This window comes from Thermocrinis ruber (assembly GCF_000512735.1).
GTDB classification, from domain to species: Bacteria; Aquificota; Aquificia; order Aquificales; family Aquificaceae; genus Thermocrinis; species Thermocrinis ruber.
Window position 1 is genome coordinate 408,733 of record NZ_CP007028.1, and the last position, 16,542, is coordinate 425,274.

At 45.2% G+C, this 16,542-nt stretch carries 20 protein-coding genes; 12 read left to right on the forward strand and 8 right to left on the reverse strand.

What is annotated here, in order from left to right:
• Positions 1 to 54: 54 nt before the first annotated feature.
• The 8 genes from THERU_RS02210 to THERU_RS02245 are packed head-to-tail and all read left to right on the forward strand — an operon-like array spanning position 55 to position 6,838.
• Positions 55 to 1,386, forward strand: coding sequence for a peptidylprolyl isomerase (locus THERU_RS02210; protein WP_051402148.1), 1,332 nt, complete (start codon positions 55 to 57; stop codon positions 1,384 to 1,386).
• A 3-nt stretch (positions 1,387 to 1,389) separates the two neighbouring features.
• On the forward strand, positions 1,390 to 2,169 hold the full coding sequence (locus THERU_RS02215) for a citryl-CoA lyase (protein WP_025305657.1): 780 nt from the start codon (positions 1,390 to 1,392) through the stop codon (positions 2,167 to 2,169).
• Between the two features lie 33 nt (positions 2,170 to 2,202).
• Positions 2,203 to 2,838: a superoxide dismutase gene (locus tag THERU_RS02220; protein WP_025305658.1), complete on the forward strand. Its 636-nt coding sequence runs from the start codon at positions 2,203 to 2,205 to the stop codon at positions 2,836 to 2,838.
• Between the two features lie 21 nt (positions 2,839 to 2,859).
• Positions 2,860 to 3,381, forward strand: coding sequence for an NTPase (locus tag THERU_RS02225; RefSeq protein WP_025305659.1), 522 nt, complete (start codon positions 2,860 to 2,862; stop codon positions 3,379 to 3,381).
• 15 nt (positions 3,382 to 3,396) lie between these two features.
• Positions 3,397 to 4,182, forward strand: a complete 786-nt coding sequence (locus THERU_RS02230) for an iron-sulfur cluster-binding protein (RefSeq protein ID WP_025305660.1) — start codon at positions 3,397 to 3,399, stop codon at positions 4,180 to 4,182.
• Positions 4,183 to 4,184: 2 nt separating this feature from the next.
• Entirely contained in the window at positions 4,185 to 5,348 is a 1,164-nt protein-coding gene (locus THERU_RS02235) for an LL-diaminopimelate aminotransferase (protein ID WP_025305661.1), read from the forward strand.
• On the forward strand, positions 5,348 to 6,625 hold the full coding sequence (locus THERU_RS02240; RefSeq protein ID WP_211230160.1) for a CBS domain-containing protein: 1,278 nt from the start codon (positions 5,348 to 5,350) through the stop codon (positions 6,623 to 6,625). Before THERU_RS02235 ends, THERU_RS02240 begins: the two co-directional genes overlap by 1 nt.
• A gap of 21 nt (positions 6,626 to 6,646) precedes the next feature.
• A complete protein-coding gene (locus THERU_RS02245; RefSeq protein WP_025305662.1) occupies positions 6,647 to 6,838 on the forward strand; it encodes a CDGSH iron-sulfur domain-containing protein in 192 nt (63 codons plus the stop codon).
• Between the two features lie 3 nt (positions 6,839 to 6,841).
• On the opposite strand, the gene THERU_RS02250 is transcribed toward THERU_RS02245, so the two are convergent.
• Genes THERU_RS02250 through THERU_RS02285 form a run of 8 tightly spaced genes read right to left on the reverse strand, consistent with a single transcriptional unit; the run spans position 6,842 to position 12,284 of the window.
• Positions 6,842 to 7,426, reverse strand: a complete 585-nt coding sequence (locus THERU_RS02250; RefSeq protein ID WP_025305663.1) for a nicotinamidase — start codon at positions 7,424 to 7,426, stop codon at positions 6,842 to 6,844.
• Between the two features lie 23 nt (positions 7,427 to 7,449).
• A complete protein-coding gene (locus tag THERU_RS02255; RefSeq protein ID WP_025305664.1) occupies positions 7,450 to 8,289 on the reverse strand; it encodes a glycosyltransferase family 2 protein in 840 nt (279 codons plus the stop codon).
• Entirely contained in the window at positions 8,286 to 9,263 is a 978-nt protein-coding gene (locus tag THERU_RS02260) for a 3-dehydroquinate synthase II (protein WP_025305665.1), read from the reverse strand. Before THERU_RS02260 ends, THERU_RS02255 begins: the two co-directional genes overlap by 4 nt.
• 8 nt (positions 9,264 to 9,271) lie before the next feature.
• The gene (gene hemC / locus THERU_RS02265) at positions 9,272 to 10,183 is read right to left on the reverse strand and encodes a hydroxymethylbilane synthase (protein ID WP_025305666.1); all 912 of its coding nucleotides are present in this window, start codon (positions 10,181 to 10,183) and stop codon (positions 9,272 to 9,274) included.
• Entirely contained in the window at positions 10,180 to 10,500 is a 321-nt protein-coding gene (locus THERU_RS02270) for a DUF190 domain-containing protein (protein WP_025305667.1), read from the reverse strand. The genes hemC and THERU_RS02270 overlap by 4 nt, the downstream gene beginning before the upstream one ends.
• Positions 10,497 to 10,871, reverse strand: a complete 375-nt coding sequence (gene crcB / locus THERU_RS02275; protein WP_025305668.1) for a fluoride efflux transporter CrcB — start codon at positions 10,869 to 10,871, stop codon at positions 10,497 to 10,499. Before crcB ends, THERU_RS02270 begins: the two co-directional genes overlap by 4 nt.
• Positions 10,856 to 11,179 carry a DUF190 domain-containing protein gene (locus THERU_RS02280; protein ID WP_025305669.1) on the reverse strand — a complete coding sequence of 108 codons (324 nt, stop codon included), beginning with the start codon at positions 11,177 to 11,179 and terminating at the stop codon, positions 10,856 to 10,858. Before THERU_RS02280 ends, crcB begins: the two co-directional genes overlap by 16 nt.
• Positions 11,180 to 11,201: 22 nt before the next feature.
• Positions 11,202 to 12,284, reverse strand: coding sequence for a radical SAM protein (locus THERU_RS02285; protein ID WP_025305670.1), 1,083 nt, complete (start codon positions 12,282 to 12,284; stop codon positions 11,202 to 11,204).
• Positions 12,285 to 12,313: 29 nt separating this feature from the next.
• Here THERU_RS02285 and nuoE point away from each other — a divergent pair, with 29 nt between their 5' ends.
• From nuoE to THERU_RS02305, 4 genes are read left to right on the forward strand one after another with little or no spacing between them, the layout of a single operon-like run.
• Positions 12,314 to 12,778: an NADH-quinone oxidoreductase subunit NuoE gene (nuoE, locus tag THERU_RS02290; protein ID WP_025305671.1), complete on the forward strand. Its 465-nt coding sequence runs from the start codon at positions 12,314 to 12,316 to the stop codon at positions 12,776 to 12,778.
• On the forward strand, positions 12,753 to 14,042 hold the full coding sequence (nuoF, locus tag THERU_RS02295) for an NADH-quinone oxidoreductase subunit NuoF (RefSeq protein WP_025305672.1): 1,290 nt from the start codon (positions 12,753 to 12,755) through the stop codon (positions 14,040 to 14,042). The genes nuoE and nuoF overlap by 26 nt, the downstream gene beginning before the upstream one ends.
• Positions 14,029 to 15,315: a serine hydroxymethyltransferase gene (glyA, locus tag THERU_RS02300; RefSeq protein WP_025305673.1), complete on the forward strand. Its 1,287-nt coding sequence runs from the start codon at positions 14,029 to 14,031 to the stop codon at positions 15,313 to 15,315. Before nuoF ends, glyA begins: the two co-directional genes overlap by 14 nt.
• Positions 15,281 to 16,528, forward strand: coding sequence for an EAL and HDOD domain-containing protein (locus THERU_RS02305; protein ID WP_025305674.1), 1,248 nt, complete (start codon positions 15,281 to 15,283; stop codon positions 16,526 to 16,528). The genes glyA and THERU_RS02305 overlap by 35 nt, the downstream gene beginning before the upstream one ends.
• Positions 16,529 to 16,542: the final 14 nt, after the last annotated feature.

A 16,542-nucleotide genomic window follows, 5' to 3' on the forward strand; every position in this document is an offset into this window, starting at 1 on the left:
AACCCGTTGTAATACTCTTCCGTCTGCTAACTTTTAGGCATTTGTTAAAATTAGATGTCCATGTATTCCCTGGTTTATAAAAACAAAAAGTTTGTAGCGGGTGTTATAGGTCTCGTATCTTTAGCTTTTTTACTCTGGCTACTTTGGGTTGGGGGTATAGGAGATATTGCCAACATAGGGCAAAACTGTGTGGCAAAGGTGGATGGCTCATGCATAACACTAAGGGACTACAGAAGGGAGCTTTTGAGGTACGGAGACCTTGTACAGAACAAAGATATGGAGCAATTGTTAAGAGAGCAAGTGCTTGAAAGTTTGATAGTTCAGGAACTTCTTTATGCAAAGGCAAAAAAGCTTGGCTTTCTTGCCAGCAACCAGGAGGTCATAGACCTTATAAAATCAGACCCAAGCTTTCAGGAAAATGGTATATTTAGCACTTCCAAGTACAAAGAGAGCCTTGCCCGTTTGGGCTTGGAGCCAACGGAGTATGAAGAATACATAAGAAAAATACTAACCATACAAAAGCTACTGAACCTTGTAGGAAACGCTGTTTATCTGACACCAAAGGAGGAGGAAATCAACCTGCTTAGCCAGAGCTTTGAAATAAGCGGTAGGCTTTACATAATAAACCCGGAGGATGTATCGGTTAGCGTTAGTGAGAAGGAGATCTTGGACTTTTACACCCAAAACAGGGAAAACTTTAAAAGGGAACCAACAAAAGTAGTCCGTCTTTGGATAGAAAAAGACAAACAGAAAGCTGAAGAAATATACAGAGCCCTTAGGAATAGGCAAGAAGTTCCAAATTTCAAAGAGTTCAAACTGCCCCAGCAGGAGGGAGAATTTCCCGCAGAGCTTAAAGGAGAGCTAAACAGGCTCAGCCCCACTGACCCCATAAGCTTGGTAAAGACAGGAGAGGGCTATGCCATAGTTTTTCTCTTCAAGGAGGAGACCGGCGGATACAAAAGCCTGGAGGAGGTAAAAGCCCAGATTGAAAGAACACTAAAAGAGAAAAAAGCCCAAGAACAGGTAAAGTCTTTGGCGGAGAAGGTTAAAGAGGATCTCAAGCAGGGCAAAGATGTTTCCTATAAGTTCTTTGAGTTTTCTAAGGCGCCAGCCATTCAGCTTCTTTCTGTAATGAAGCTCGGAGAGAAGGACCTCTTTGAAATCTTGCTCTCCAAAGAAAAGGTATTTGGTCCTTATCCTCTGCTCAAGGGCTATGGGGTGCTGGTGGTTCAGGAGAGGAGCAAGAAGGAAATAGACCAAAAGCAAAGGACAGAGTTTATTAAAGACCTTCTTTCCCTCAAAAAGGATGCCACCATAAACTACTACATAGAGAGCCTTAGAAAAGGTGCAAAGGTTAAAATAAACAGGGAGTTAATAGGAGGTTAGAGGATGGAAAAGAAGTGGAGAACAGCTATTACCCAGCATGTGGGTCATGAAACCTACATAAGGGGCTACAGGCTCTTGGACTTGGTGGGCAACCTAAGCTTTGCCCAAGCCATTTATCTGATCCTGAAGGGAGAACTACCCACAGAGAAAGAATCCAAGATGATGGAAGCTATGCTGGTTTCGGTCATTGACCACGGCATTGCGCCACCCTCCGCAATAGCTGCAAGGGCTGTGGCATCCGGTGGAAACTCTCTAAATGTTGGTGTTGCAGCGGGTGTGCTTGCCTTTGGCTCCGCCCACGGTGGTGCTCTGGAGGATGCCATGAAGTTCATCCAGGAGGGTGTAAAAAGTGGCAGAAGTGTAGAAGAAATAGTCAAAGAATACTTAGAAAACAAAAAGCCCATACCCGGCTATGGACACAGATACTACAAGGACTTTGACCCACGGACCAAAAGGCTCATGGACATAGCCAAGGAGCTTGGCTTTTATGGACCTCACTGCAAGTTTGCAGAGGATGTGGAAGAAGAGATCAGTAGGCAAAAGGGTAAAAGGTTGGTGCTCAATGTGGATGGTGCTATAGCAGCGATAGCTTCTGAGATGGGCTTTGACTGGAGGCTCGGAAAGGGCTTTTTCATAATAGGAAGGGTGCCGGGGCTTGTCGCCCATGTGTATGAAGAGCTCACCACCGAAAAGCCCTTCTCCAAGAGATTGGACGAGGAAACGGAAGTAGAATACACCGGACTGCCACCAAGGGAGTTGCCTGCAGAGTTTAAAAGGGTTTAAAATAGAAAAAAATCTCAATTAGGAGGTATTACCATGGCAGTGCATAAACTTCAACCCAAAGACCACCTTAAGCCCTCCAACCTAAAGGGTATATCCAACGAACAGATAGAGCCTCACTTTGAGGCCCACTACAAGGGCTATGTAACCAAATACAACGAAATTCAGGAAAAGTTGGCGGACTTGAACTTTTCCGACAGGTCCAAGGCAAACCAAAACTACTCCGAATACAGAGAGTTAAAGGTGGAAGAAAGCTTTAACTACATGGGTGTGGTCCTGCACGAACTATACTTTGGCCATTTGGGGGCAAAGGGACAGCCATCAGAAGCCTTTAAGAAGAAGGTGGAAGAGGACTTTGGTTCTTGGGATGCCTGTGTGCAGGAACTGAAGGCGACGGGCATAGCCTTTAGAGGATGGGCAGTGCTTGGCTTGGACATATTCTCCGGAAGGCTTGTGGTAAACGGTTTGGATGCCCACAATGTGTACAACTTCACAGGTCTCATTCCGCTCATAGTACTTGACACTTACGAGCATGCCTACTATGTGGATTACAAGAACAAAAGACCTCCATACATAGACGCCTTCTTGGAAAACATAAACTGGGATGTTGTCAATGAAAGGTTTGAAAAGGCTATGAAAGCCTACGAAACTCTTAAAGACTTTGTTAAGTAATTCCTTGGGGGCTCTGCCCCCATGAAAATAATACTTACCGGCGAGCCGGGTATAGGAAAGACTACCCTCATAAAAAAGCTACTCCAAAGACTTGGAAATAGAGCAATAGGCTTTTGGACGGAGGAGGTAAGGGACCCCAAAACCAAAAAGAGAACAGGCTTTAAGGTAATCAGCACAGAAGGCAAAGCCCAACTTTTTGCTAGCAAGTTTTTCACCTCCAAGCATTTGGTAGGGTCCTACGGAGTGAATACCGCTCGGTTTGAGTCGGTAGTCCTTCCTATCTTGGAAAAGGCAAAAGAATTAAAGGACGTTTACATCGTTATAGACGAAATCGGAAAGATGGAGTTGTTTTCTAAGGCTTTTAGAGAGCTGGTAAGAGAGATCCTTTTCAACCCAAAATACAAGGTAATTGCCACCATTCCCATAAGGGATGTGCATCCTCTGGTGAGGGACATCAGAAGGCTTCAAGGTGCAGTAGTCATTGAGGTAAATAAAGAAAACAGGGAGCTTTTGGTGGAGGAGATACTAAAACTTTTGGATTAAAATAAAATAAGGCTAATGTATCCAGTCTTAAAGAAGGAGCCATTAAGCAAAGATTACTTTATTCTAAGTGTAAGGGCGGAACACCTACAAAGAGCCCAAGCTGGTCAGTTTGCCCTTTTACAACATACTGAACTTTCGGAGCTTATTCCTCTTTCCATCTTGGAGGTAAACGGGGAGGAGGTTAGCTTTTTGGTTAAGGTGGTAGGCAGGAGCACCTTGGAGCTAAAAGAGGAAGCCCAGCAGATATCATACATTGCAGGTCCTTTGGGAAAACCCTTTCCCGTGAAAAACTATGGCAAGGTAGCCTGCTTTGGTATAGGTTGGGGCATAGCGCCCCTCTATAACGTGGCTAAGTTTTTAAGGGCGGAGGGCAATTCCCTTGAACTCTATTTTCTTTCCGAGGATGGCTTTTTGCCTCTCAGGGAAAGGTTGGATGCCCTCTTTGACCGGGTTGAAGTGCTAAGGGAACCCAAAAGGGTGGATGCGGACCTTATAATCTCCGCTGGTGGCAACAGGCTCTCAAGGGATGTGTTAAAGTTAAACCCAGAAACGCCACACATAGCCATGGTAAATACCCATATGTTGGATGCGGTGGGGCTCTGTTTGGTGTGTAGGGTACTGGTGGATGGTTCTATTAAGCTTGCCTGCTCGGATGGTCCATGGTTTGATGCCCAAAAAGTAGATTGGGAAAACCTTATAATCAGGGAGGACCTTTTTGTAGAACAGGAAAGGTTAGCCCTTGAAGAGTATCAAAAATTACTAAGACGCAAAAATCTAAGAAAAACTTCCTCGGAGGTGTAGAAATGTTTGAGTTTTCCCAGAGGATTTCCCAGCTTCCCCCTTACCTCTTTGCCCAAATTGACAAGAAAAAGAGGGAAAAGATCGCCCAAGGGGCAGATGTTATTGACCTAGGAGTGGGAGACCCAGACATACCCACACCCAAGCCGATAGTAGATGCCATGAAGAGGGCGGTGGAAAAGCCCGAACACCATAGATACCCCTCTTACGAGGGCATGCTTTCCTTCCGCCAAGCGGTGGCAGATTGGTATAAAAGAAGGTTTGGCGTTGAACTGGACCCTGAGAAGGAGGTAATTACACTTATCGGTTCAAAGGAAGGAATTGCCCACTTTCCCTTAGCCTTTGTAAATCCAGGGGATGTGGTGCTCTGCCCAGACCCTGCCTATCCAGTATATAAGATCGGCACCCTCTTTGCTGGAGGAGTTCCTTATATTCTGCCGTTGAAAGAAGAGAACAACTTCCTTCCGGACTTCAAAAGCGTTCCCTCCGATGTGTTAAAGAAGGCTAAGATCATATGGGTCAATTATCCCAACAACCCAACCTCTGCCACTGCCACAAGGGAATTCTACAAAGAGCTCATAGACTGGGCAAGAGAGCACAACATAATAGTGGCGTCTGACCTTGCCTACTCAGAGATTTACTTTGATGGTGAAAAGCCTCCGTCCATATTGGAGATAGAGGGTGCAAAGGATGTTGCCATAGAGTTTCACTCCCTTTCAAAGACCTTCAACATGACTGGCTGGCGTTTGGGTATGGCGGTGGGAAACGAAAAGCTCATAGCAGGGCTTGGAAAGGTAAAGACCAACGTGGACTCGGGGCAATTCCAAGCTATCCAAGAAGCGGGCATTACCGCCTTAAACCTCCCCGAGGAGGAAATTCAAAGGCTGAGGGATATATACAAGGAGAGAAGGGAGGTGATGACCAAGGCGCTAAAAGAGGCGGGCTTGGAGGTTTATCCTTCCAACGCCACCTTTTACCTTTGGGTGAAGGTGCCAAAGGGGTTTAGCTCCGCCCAGTTTGTGGAAAAGCTCCTGGAAGAATGTGCTATCGTTTGCACACCAGGAAATGGTTTTGGAGAACACGGAGAGGGCTACTTTAGGATTTCTCTGACAGTTCCCACCCAAAAGCTATTAGAGGCAGCGGAAAGGATCAAAGGACTCAGGCTCTGATGAGGGAAGTTGAACTTCGGGAAATAGCCACCAAGGTGCCAACCCTCAACTACGACCTTTCCATAATGGAGGCACTAAAAATATTCGCAGAATACGGTATATACGACCTGTTGGTGGTGGTAAAGGATAGAAAACCCTTGGGCGTTGTCTCAAAGAAAGACCTTTTGATGGCACAGCACAGGTCAGACCTAAAGGTAGGAGACATAACCTCCTCCTTGCCGAAGGTAAAAACCTTTAAATCCTCTTTGGACAGGCTGGAAGGGCTCTTTGACTTTTTCACCTTCAACAAAAAGCCCCTCATAGTAGTAAATAAGGATGGTACTTACGCAGGCCTACTCTTTTACCATGTGCTTTTGCACTATTTTAGCAGTGTCAGGGAGGGCACTTCGCCCCTCTTCCAAAAGCTAAGGGAATTCTTTGGTACTGATGCATACTTTTACAACTTTTACCTAAAGGAAACAAAGAGGTTCAGAGAGGAAATGGGCATCGCTCGTTTAGAAAGCCTTTACAAGCTCCTGTTGGAGAATGTAAAGGACCATATAGAAGGAAATGCCTTCCTTTCCTTGGAAGACGGAGAGGTTTATGTGCTGTCTCGCAAAAAAGTGGAGGAAGAAAAGATAAAACTTCTTATGGAGGAGTTTCATCGGGAGTTTTCCTTGCTATACGGAGAGTCCAAACCGGTGCATGTATGCGGTTTTTGTGTCCCATTGAAGGATGTGAAGAACTACGAAGAATTCTTCAGCCTAAACTCCCAGCTAAAGGAAAGACTAAACTCCACGCCCGATGTTTCCTTTTTCATATACCACGGCGTTCAGCCCCATGTGGTAGTCTGTGAATACAAAGGAAGGGAGTATATAAAGCGGGTGATAGAGAAAATCAAAGAGGACTTTAAGCGGATTCTTTGGAGGTTAAAGCATTCAGACAAGGAGATGTGGGAGTACGTACTGCAGGATGCCTTTAAGGATTATCCCTACTTTGAGATCTTTTACATAATCGGCGAAAGAGGCATTCAAATCTCCAACAATGTAATAAACCCAAGGATAAAGTATCCGGTAAAGACCGGTAGGAAGGGTGCAGACAGAAGCGAAAAGCCCTACTTCAAAATGGCCAAGGAAGGAGACATATACATCTCCGAAATATATCTCTCTCAGGCAACAGACGATTTTTGTATCACCCTGTCTTCTAAGTTCAGATATGGAGATAAGTTTTACGTTCTGGCGGGGGACATAAACTACACAGAAGTGCACAAGCTTGTAAAAAGCTACACCTTTTCCTAAATTTAGTTTGGGAGGTAAAAAATGAGATTGGTGGTTTTTACGGAAAAGGAACCCTATAAGTTAGAGGCAGGAGAAAAGACCTATTACCTTTGCATGTGCGGGCTTTCTAAGAAAAAACCCTTCTGCGATGGCTCTCACAAAAGAACAAAGTACGAAGAAGAGGGTAAGCTATACATTTACGATCAAGAGGGAAGGGTTGAGATAAAACCTTAAGCTTTAACTAATATCCTCCAGTGTTATAGCCACTGCACCAGCCCTTAGCATATCCTCTATAGCTTGGTCGGAATCGCCGGGTTTCACATCCACACCCTTTATAGCGTCCATAAGCAAGAAAACAAAATAGCCCAAATTTATGCCACCAAGGACTGTGTTTTTCACGCAATAGTCTGTGGCTACTCCACCCACAAAGATCCTTTTTATCCCCCTCTCTCTTAAAAGATCGTTTAGAATTGTTCCCTGAAAGCCCGAGTAGGCATCAAAGTCCCTGCTGGTACCCTTTGAGATGATGAACTTGTTGTCTGTAGGTATTTTTAGGTCAGGATGGAACTGGGCGCCTTCTGTGTCCTGCACGCAATGTGGTGGCCATATACCACCGTATCCCTTAAAGGATATATGGTCCTTTGGGTGCCAGTCCCTTGTGAAAAAAACGGGCAAGTTTGCTTTAGAAAACCTTTCAATGTATTGGTTGAGAGGTGCCACAACTTTATCTCCCTCAGGCACTGGCAGGGCACCGCCGGGCATAAAATCCCTTTGCACATCCACAACTATCAGCGCATCAAAGGGCGTAAGCCTCAACTTCATGGCTAAACCTCCTCAGTTTAAATTTATCCCCTCCAAAACCTAAAGCCCCTTTTTAGCAGGCTCCAAAGCCTCCGTGGGTTCGCCAAAAGGGTTGGCTTTTTAAAAATCGCACCTGTGCAAAGTTCCCAGCCAAATCTTAGCTCTCCAAACCTCATGGCGGTTTCTCCCACATGAAAGAGAAAGTAAGGAAGGTATTCCTCGGGCACTTTGTCTTTGTAGTCCTCATAAACCTTATAGGTAGCTATCCAAAATTTCTTGCCTCTGCTGGTCCTTTTGGGATGCTCCCTTATAAAAACATTATCCTCGTCAAGGATTTTTAAAATCAGCCCTTCCAAACAGGACCTAAGAAATATCTCCCAATCTTCCCTCATCACGTATTCGTCCTTGTAGCCCAAAAAGGCAGACCTTTTGAAGGCTGTGGCTGACGGATAACCCACCATCCCAGAAAAAACAAGCTCAAGTGGGTCCTCCGGAAGTTTTTTCCTTGAAACCCTCAAAAGGTTCCCTTCGGAGTTTATAAAACTTCTCGGAAAGCTATAAACTATCTGGCTGTCCTCTAAATGCTTTAACACAGACTCAATGTAATCCTCCCTCCAAAGGTCATCGTGGTCTAAAAAGAATATGAACTCTCCCTTAGAAAGTTCCACTCCCTTGTTGCGGGAGTATGCCCTCTCCATGTTCCTTTCGTTCCTGTGATAGATCACGGGATATTTTTTAACAACCTCCTGCGTTCTGTCTGTGCTGGCGTCATCTATTACGATTACCTCTTTGTGTGGATAGGTTTGAGATAGGGCACATTCAATAGCTCGGTGGACATATTCCTCTCCGTTATAGACAGGTATGATTATGGATACTAAGCTCACTTTTCTATAATGGTCTCTTCCACCTTCATGCCAAAGTGTCTGCCCTCGGATTCTATGTATCCGAGCACTTCATCCCCTTCCTTCAGCTCTGCCACCGATATGGGCGTGCCGTCTGGTCTTGTTAGCCTTATGGTTTCTGCGTTCTGCAACACCGCACTAATTTTTTTATTGTCTGCCTTTCCCTCCACCAAAAGCATGGGTCTTCTTTCTACCTTAGCCCTTCCCACATAGACAACCCTTCCCCTTCCTTTGTAGTCATAGACCATTACCTCATCTCCTGCCTTTAACTCGCAAAGATACTTAGTTCTATTGTTGGGAAGTCTTATGTACATATGCACCGCACCCGCATTAACCCTAAAAGGTCTTGACGCTACATAAGGGTTCTCCTCCGTCTCTGCATGCACCAAGAACATGCCCCCGGAAGAGTTGCCCACCAGCATGCCCTCTCCCCTGTTTAAGAGGGATGTGGTATCCACACAGACCCTGTCTCCCAAGCCCAAGGGCAAAATCCTCGTGATCTTTACCACAACAAGGGGAAGGTTTTCTTCCTCCTCTTCCAAAACCTTTCCCACCTTTTTTATAACGTTTATGTCTTTGCTTTTCAGGACCACTCCCTTTACGCCCTTTTCTAAGATCTTTATGGCAGTTTTTGCTTCCTCTTCGTTTTTTACCACTGCGTAAAGCTCTTCCCTCTGGGCTATGAGGTTTTCCAAAGGGATTATAGTCCAGTCGGTGGTTTCTACCACTACCTTCACATTGGGTGGATACTTTCCCGCCCTCTCTTCATCTTCTTTGCCCTTTATTAGCACATACTCAAAGTCCCTCCCTTCCTTAAAAACCTCAATCCTTCCTAACCTTTTGACCTCCTCTTCCTTATCTGGGTCGTTTAGAATGATTACCTTTGCCCCCGCCTCAATGGCGCTAGTAATTAGCTTTTTATCGTACTCTTCTGCCCAATACCAGAACTCTTTCATGGAAAAGATTATAAACCATAGATTTCTTTTAGTATTTCCTCTCCTCCTTCCCTTAATAACCTCTGGGCTAGCCTTTTGCCCACTTCCTCCGCTTCTTGCAAGCCACCCTCTTCATAACCTTCCAAAAATCTCTCGCCCTCTAGGTCCGAGATGAAACCCTTTATTTTTATACGATCACTCTCTATCCAAGCGTAAGCTCCTATGGGCACCTGACAGCCTCCTTGCAATTCCCTCAAAAAAGCCCTCTCACACACAGCCCTGAGCCAGCTTTCCTGGTGATTTAGCACTTTCACAAAGTTAATAACCTTCTCATCGTCAGCCCTGGTTTCTATTGCCAGACTACCCTGTCCCACCGCAGGGATAAAATCCTCCAAAACCTGGCTAATTTCACCAGAAAGTCCCATCCTCTTTACTCCCGCGTAGGCTAAAACTATGGCATCATACAGTCCTTCCTTTAGTTTTCTCAGGCGTGTATCCACATTTCCCCTGAGAATTTCCACCTTTAGGTCCCTTCTTCTCCTCTTTATTTGCACCTGCCTGCGTAAGGATGACGTGCCTACCACTGCACCAGAGGGCAGCTCCTCCAACTTTTTGCCATTCCTTGATATTAGAACATCGTACGGCTCCTCCCTTTCCGTTATGGCAGAGAGAGTTAATCCCTCGGGTATTGTTATGGGCACATCCTTTAGGGAATGTACCGCCAGGTCTATTTCACCCGCAAGGAGGGCATTCTCTATTTCCTTTACAAAGAGTCCCTTTCCGCCGATCTTTGCCAAAGGTGCGTCCAAGATTTTGTCCCCAGTGGTTGTAATGGGCACAATCTCCACCTTGCAACCCAAAGCCTCTAACTTTTCTTTAACAAAGTTTGCCTGCCAAAGGGCTAATTTGCTCTTTCTGGTGCCAAGCCTAAGCAGAGTCATGCCCTAATCACCTTAACCTTTTCCATGGTTATAAGCCCATCTTTAACCATCTGGGCTATCTCAGGGAGCACTTGGTCAATTTTCTCCTGGCAGTCTACGATCTCCACCACTATGGGGAGGTCCGAGGAAAGTTTGAAGGGACTTGCCTTATGTAGCACGGAAGACTTGCCATAACCCAATATGCCCCTGAAGACGGTGGCACCCGCTATGCCCCTATTCTTGCAAAATTCCACCAGATGCTTGTAAAGAGGCTTCCCTTCGTACTTATCATCCTCTCCAAAATATATCCGCACCAAAACCGCCTCTTCGCACTTCATAGCCATCTACCCACATTGTAACCCAAAAAGGTCAAAAGCAAACCCACAAGATTTGTGCCCATAAAGTAGGCAAGAAACTTTAAATATTCGCCGTTTAATATCAGGTTAAAGCTCTCGTATGAAAAGGTGGAAAAGGTGGTAAAACCACCCAACAGTCCTGTTATCAAAAAAGCCCTAAGTTCTACGGATACATCCAACTTTTCCACCAAGTAGGAGAAGAAAAGGCCAATAAAAAAGGCACCCGTTAAATTGACTATCAATGTTCCCACAGGAAATTCTATGCCGAACTTATTTTGCAAAAACTTTGAAAGATAAAACCTCAAGAGGGAACCAATAGCCCCACCTATAGCTATAGCTAAGAAGACACCCATACTTTTGTTCTCTCAATGGTTATAAGCCCTTTTTTTACGTATTTTGTAAGCTCTTCCAAAAGGCTATTTACCTTCTCCTCCTTTTCCACAAACTCCACCACCACAGGAAGGTCGTAAGATAGCACCTCAATGCCCTCGTAGTGATACTCGCCCGTGGTTCCATAACCCATTATAGCCTTCAAAACCGTTGCACCGCCCACACCCTTGCTTTTTAAAAACTTTAAAAGCTTGGAATATAGCCTTTCTCCATCAAGTTCATCATCCTCCCTCATAAAAACTCGCACCAGGAGATAATTTCCTTCAACCACAGGAAAATTTTATCAGATGCTTTTATAGCCCCTTTCCGTAATAGCGTCCATCTATCGTTACGTATTTGAGTATTTTCTTTAGGTTTCTTATACCCTTTAGGTCCTCTAAGGAAGAGAGCCTTTTCACTTTGCGCCTTGAGATTATTTCCTCGGCAGACCTCTTGCCTATGCCCGGTACTCGCAGAAGAAGATGATAATCTGCCTTGTTTATCTCCACAGGGAATAGTTCCCTGTTGGCAAGGGTCCACGCCTCTTTCGGATCCATGTTTAAGGGAAGATTTCCATCCACAAGCACCTTGCTAAAATCCTCTAAGTTAAAACCGTAGTCTCTGATTAAAAATTCTGCCTGATAGAGCCTGTACTCCCTTAGAGGATTCTCCGGTTGTTTGTTCTCAAGGGGCGTTCCCTTTATTGGAAAGAAAGCGCTAAAGTAGATCCTGCTAAGCCTGTATTTTTTATGCAAGAAATTCACCACTTTGAGGATCTCTTCGTCCTTCTCTCCATCTACACCTACCATCATTTGGGTTATCTGGCTTTTTCCTTTGTATTCCCTAATGAGCTTATCTACCGCTTCTATTTTGGGAAGAATATCTTGCAGTATGCTCTTTCCTTTGGCGATCCTTTTGAGCCTTTCCTCCTTGGAGGTCTCTATGTTTATGGAGACCCTGTCTGCTACCTTTACAGCCTCCTCCACCGTTTGCAGAGAAACTCCGGGCATTATTTTTAAATGAACGTATCCATTGAAATGATACTTCTCTCGCAGTATTTTTACCGTGTCTATCATCTTTTCCATGGTAAATTCTGGATGCCCAAAGATCCCAGAGGACAAAAAGAGCCCCTTTACCCTACCCCTTCTGTAAAGCTCCATAAAGCTCCTCGCCAGTTGGTCTGGAGATATATAAAGCCGAGGGGTTTCATCTCTGTCCCTTCTGAAGGCGCAGTAGAGACAGTTTTTATCGCACATGGTAGTTTGCATAACCTTAAGTATGGGGACCCTACCTTTTGGAGTGGAAGCCATGTATATACAATCCTCCAAATTGACATCTCCATCCCTTTCAAAGCCTGCCAACCTACTCAAAAGACGTATTTTTTGTCCCTCTTCCATCGCCAAACTGGATTATAATTTAACCTTAAATGCTACCACCAGAGCTTGAACAGAAACTTTTAGAACATGCCAACTATTTCCCCAGAAGGGAACAAGCAATACTTCTGTGCTTGCATGAAGTGCAGGACTACTACGGCAACATCCCTCCTTTTGCTTTAGAGAGGGTTGCCCAGATATTGGGTCTGCCCCTCAATCATGTGGAGAATGTGGTCTCCTTCTATGATATGTTTGATAGAGGAGAGCCTGCCAGACACCGTATAAGGGTGTGCGTAAGCATTGTGTGTAATCTGATGAACAAACAGAGACTTTTGGACGCCATAAGAAAACATCTTGGCATTGGGGTGGGGGAAGTTACAAAAGACGGGCGGTTTAAGCTCATAGCGGTGCAATGCCTTGGCGCGTGCTCAGAGGCACCAGTTTTTATGGTAGATAATGACACCTATAAGTTTGAAAGCGAGGAGAAGCTCTATGAGATCCTATCCAAATATACTTAACATTTACGCAGAGACCACTTTGAACCTTTTGCTAAGGAGGGCAAAAAAGCCCAAGGTTCATACCATAGAAGACTACCTTAAGGATGGTGGCTATCAGGCTTTGGAAAAAGCCCTCAACATGAGCCCGGAGGAGATCATTGAGTGGGTAGATAAAAGCCAGCTCAGAGGCAGAGGTGGGGCAGGCTTTCCCACCGGCAAAAAGTGGAGGTTTGCAGTCCAAAATCCAGCACCTCGTTATTTGATTTGCAACGCAGACGAGTCGGAACCCGGCACCTTCAAGGACCGAATACTCATAGAGAGGGACCCACACCTTCTCATAGAGGGTATTATCATATCTGCCTATGCCATAGGGGCAAACCAAGCCTTCATATACATAAGGGGCGAGTATGCGGCAGGATACTACATACTGCGGGATGCAATAGAGGAAGCAAAGGCTAAGGGCTTTTTGGGAAAAAATATCCTTGGCTCTGGCTTTGACCTGGAGATCTATGTGGCCAGAGGAGCGGGTGCATACATATGCGGAGAGGAAAGCGCCCTAATAGAATCCTTGGAGGGCAAAAGGGGATTTCCAAGAATAAAACCTCCCTATCCAGTGCAGTATGGTCTCTTTGGAAGACCCACAGTGGTTAACAACGTGGAAACCCTCTGTAACATTCCCCTTATCGTGGGCACGGGTTGGGAAGAATACAGGTACATCGGACCTAGCGACTATCCGGGACCCAAGCTCTTTCCGGTCAGTGGCAAGGTAAAAAAGCCCGGGGTTTATGAGCTTCCCATGAATACCACCCTAAGGGAGGTTATATACAAGTACGCTGGTGGAACCTTAGGGAACAAAAAGGTAAAGGCAGTTTTTTCCGGTGCCCTAGACTGCTTTTCTGCGGAGGAGCTGGACACACCCATGGACTACTCTCCCTTTGGCTTTGGAGGGACAGGAACGGTCATAGTGTTAACAGAAGATGATGATATAGTTAAGGCATGCTTGGACATAGCAGAATTTTATGCCCATGAAAGTTGTGGGCAATGCACTCCATGCCGGGTAGGTACCCACGAACAGGCGTATCTGCTAAAAAAACTCATAGAGGGCAATGCTACGCCTGAGGATTGGGAGGGCTTTCAGTTTGTTAATAAATATATACAGCCTACATCCATATGCGGTTTGGGTGCGGTGGCAGGCAGGCTCATAAGACAGACCATGCAGAAGTTCCCGGAGGAGTGGGAGCGGTATGTGGGTAAAATTAAGGAGGTAGCCCATGGAACATCTTAAGAAGACAGACCCAGAGATTTACCAAGTGGTAATCAAAGAGTATGAGAGGCAGTTCTACCACCTTGAGATGATAGCCTCTGAGAACTTTACCTCCCTTGCAGTGATGTCCGCGCAAGGTTCTGTGCTTACCAACAAATATGCAGAAGGGTTGCCCGGCAAAAGATACTATGGCGGTTGTGAGTGGGTTGATGTGGCGGAAAAGTTAGCCATAGAGAGGGTAAAAGCCCTGTACGGTGCGGAGCATGCCAACGTACAACCTCATTCGGGCAGTCAAGCAAACATGGCGGTTTATATGGCGGTACTTCAACCGGGGGACACAATCCTTGGCATGGACTTGGCCCACGGTGGGCACCTAACCCATGGTGCAAAGGTCAACTTTTCGGGGAAGATTTACAGAGCTATCTATTATGGGCTAAATCCAGAGACGGAGCTTATAGACTACGATCAGATATACAGGCTTGCAAGAGAGCACAAGCCCAAGATGATTGTGGGTGGGGCTTCTGCCTATCCGAGGGTCATAGATTGGGCAAAGCTGAGGGAGATAGCGGACGAAGTGGGAGCCTACCTGATGGTGGATATGGCCCACTACTCAGGCTTGATAGCGGGAGGTGTTTATCCTAACCCTGTGCCCTATGCCCACTTTGTTACATCCACTACACACAAAACACTCAGAGGTCCCAGAGGTGGTTTTATCCTCTGCAAGGCAGAGTTTGCAAAAGATATTGATAAGGCTGTTTTCCCGGGCACACAGGGAGGACCGTTGATGCACGTGATCGCCGCAAAGGCGGTAGCTTTCAAAGAAGCTATGTCAGAAGAGTTCAAAGCATACGCAAGGCAAGTAGTACAGAACGCAAGGGCTTTAGCGGAAGAACTGCAGAAAGAGGGCTTTAAGGTGGTCTCTGGCGGAACAGATAGCCACATAGTACTTTTGGACCTGAGAAACACAGGGCTAACGGGTAAACAGGTGGAGGACGCCCTCGGAAGGGCTAACATCACCGTAAATAAAAACGCGGTACCCTTTGACCCTCTGCCACCCACAAAGACCAGCGGTATAAGGCTTGGCACACCAGCCCTTACCACAAGAGGCATGAAAGAGGATGAAATGAGGCTCATAGCCAGGCTTATTTCTCAGGTTATTAGAAACATAGAGGACGACCGTACCATAGAAAAGGTAAAAGAGCAGGTTATTGAACTTTGCGAGCAATTTCCGCTGTACCCAGAGCTAAGGGGGACTCTCAATGAGCTTCTTGATAGCAAAACAGCCCATTTTTGACAAAGAAGGTAGGATAGTTGCATACGAGGTGTATCTTCGTAAGAAAGGTAATACGTTAGAGTATCCTAAGGAAGTTCCATACAATAGGAGTGCGTACATAATAGTGGAAATACTCGCAGAACACGGGATTGATAGGGTTGGCGAGGGGAAAAGGGTAATGCTAAATGTATCTGTTGATGCACTTCTTAACAAGGCTTTTGAGAACCTTCCTATGGAGAAGTTGATTTTTGAGCTTTTAAAACCGCAGATTCAAGTGGGAGGGGTAACCATAGCACAAACCCTTAAAAGTATGAGTAGGTTCGAAGAAGCAGGAGCCCTGTTTGCATCCTATTATGAACTTCTTGAGGACGAACGCTATCAACAATTTGTAGAAGAATCCTTTTTTGTATCGGTGGATTTTCCCCGCCTGAATGACAGAAGAATTGAACAGTTAAAAGCCAAGGGTAAGAAGATCATAGTTACTAAGATAGAAACCAAAGAACAGTATGAAGAAGCCCTTAAAGTAGGCGACCTTTTTGAAGGTAACTATTTGGAATCACCATACATTCTAAAGGAGTTTGAAATAGCCCCTTATCTTAAGACTACCCTTCTCAGGCTCATATCTATGGTGTACAGTGCCCAGAGTACAAAAGAGATAGCGGAGTTTATCTCCTACGATGTGGGATTAACTGCAAAACTCCTGAGGTTTGTAAATTCTGCCTATTTTTCTCCCATACAGGAGATTAAAAGCGTAGAACAGGCTTGTTCAATGCTCGGTTTGAAGAATCTTAGAAACTTCATTTTCCTTTTGGCAATGAACGATTACATTAGCGTTGAAAATCCCAAATTGTGGAAAAGGTCCCTTGTTAGGGCTCTTTTGGCAAAGTCCATTGCAGAACGTATAGCACCAGATTTTGAGGATGCTGCTTATTTAGCTGGGCTTTTTTCACTTATAGATGAGATTTTAGGTGTGGATAAAATAAGCTTTTTGAGGGATCTCCACATGGACAAGCTGATAATAGATGCCTACACCGGCGAAAACGAAAGACTCAAACAAATACTTGACATAGCTTCCCAGCTAGAGGAAATGTATTCGGAAATACTGAAGTCTGAAGATGTATTCAACGCTCCCCTCCTTCTCAAAATAGAGGAACTCACGGGTATTTACAGATTTGACCTATTTCGAATGTTAAAGGATGCTCATGAAAAGGCAGATTACATTTTCAACCTGTGAGTTAAATTAATACC

What these genes read in the sequence shown, in the direction of transcription:
- THERU_RS02210 (WP_051402148.1), top strand. Translation starts at nt 55, where the DNA reads ATGTCCATGTATTCCCTGGTTTATAAAAACAAAAAGTTTGTAGCGGGT.
- THERU_RS02215 (WP_025305657.1), top strand. Translation starts at nt 1,390, where the DNA reads ATGGAAAAGAAGTGGAGAACAGCTATTACCCAGCATGTGGGTCATGAA.
- THERU_RS02220 (WP_025305658.1), top strand. Translation starts at nt 2,203, where the DNA reads ATGGCAGTGCATAAACTTCAACCCAAAGACCACCTTAAGCCCTCCAAC.
- THERU_RS02225 (WP_025305659.1), top strand. Translation starts at nt 2,860, where the DNA reads ATGAAAATAATACTTACCGGCGAGCCGGGTATAGGAAAGACTACCCTC.
- THERU_RS02230 (WP_025305660.1), top strand. Translation starts at nt 3,397, where the DNA reads ATGTATCCAGTCTTAAAGAAGGAGCCATTAAGCAAAGATTACTTTATT.
- THERU_RS02235 (WP_025305661.1), top strand. Translation starts at nt 4,185, where the DNA reads ATGTTTGAGTTTTCCCAGAGGATTTCCCAGCTTCCCCCTTACCTCTTT.
- THERU_RS02240 (WP_211230160.1), top strand. Translation starts at nt 5,348, where the DNA reads ATGAGGGAAGTTGAACTTCGGGAAATAGCCACCAAGGTGCCAACCCTC.
- THERU_RS02245 (WP_025305662.1), top strand. Translation starts at nt 6,647, where the DNA reads ATGAGATTGGTGGTTTTTACGGAAAAGGAACCCTATAAGTTAGAGGCA.
- THERU_RS02250 (WP_025305663.1), bottom strand. Translation starts at nt 7,426, where the DNA reads ATGAAGTTGAGGCTTACGCCCTTTGATGCGCTGATAGTTGTGGATGTG.
- THERU_RS02260 (WP_025305665.1), bottom strand. Translation starts at nt 9,263, where the DNA reads ATGAAAGAGTTCTGGTATTGGGCAGAAGAGTACGATAAAAAGCTAATT.
- hemC (WP_025305666.1), bottom strand. Translation starts at nt 10,183, where the DNA reads ATGACTCTGCTTAGGCTTGGCACCAGAAAGAGCAAATTAGCCCTTTGG.
- THERU_RS02270 (WP_025305667.1), bottom strand. Translation starts at nt 10,500, where the DNA reads ATGAAGTGCGAAGAGGCGGTTTTGGTGCGGATATATTTTGGAGAGGAT.
- crcB (WP_025305668.1), bottom strand. Translation starts at nt 10,871, where the DNA reads ATGGGTGTCTTCTTAGCTATAGCTATAGGTGGGGCTATTGGTTCCCTC.
- THERU_RS02285 (WP_025305670.1), bottom strand. Translation starts at nt 12,284, where the DNA reads ATGGAAGAGGGACAAAAAATACGTCTTTTGAGTAGGTTGGCAGGCTTT.
- nuoE (WP_025305671.1), top strand. Translation starts at nt 12,314, where the DNA reads ATGCTACCACCAGAGCTTGAACAGAAACTTTTAGAACATGCCAACTAT.
- nuoF (WP_025305672.1), top strand. Translation starts at nt 12,753, where the DNA reads ATGAGATCCTATCCAAATATACTTAACATTTACGCAGAGACCACTTTG.
- glyA (WP_025305673.1), top strand. Translation starts at nt 14,029, where the DNA reads ATGGAACATCTTAAGAAGACAGACCCAGAGATTTACCAAGTGGTAATC.
- THERU_RS02305 (WP_025305674.1), top strand. Translation starts at nt 15,281, where the DNA reads ATGAGCTTCTTGATAGCAAAACAGCCCATTTTTGACAAAGAAGGTAGG.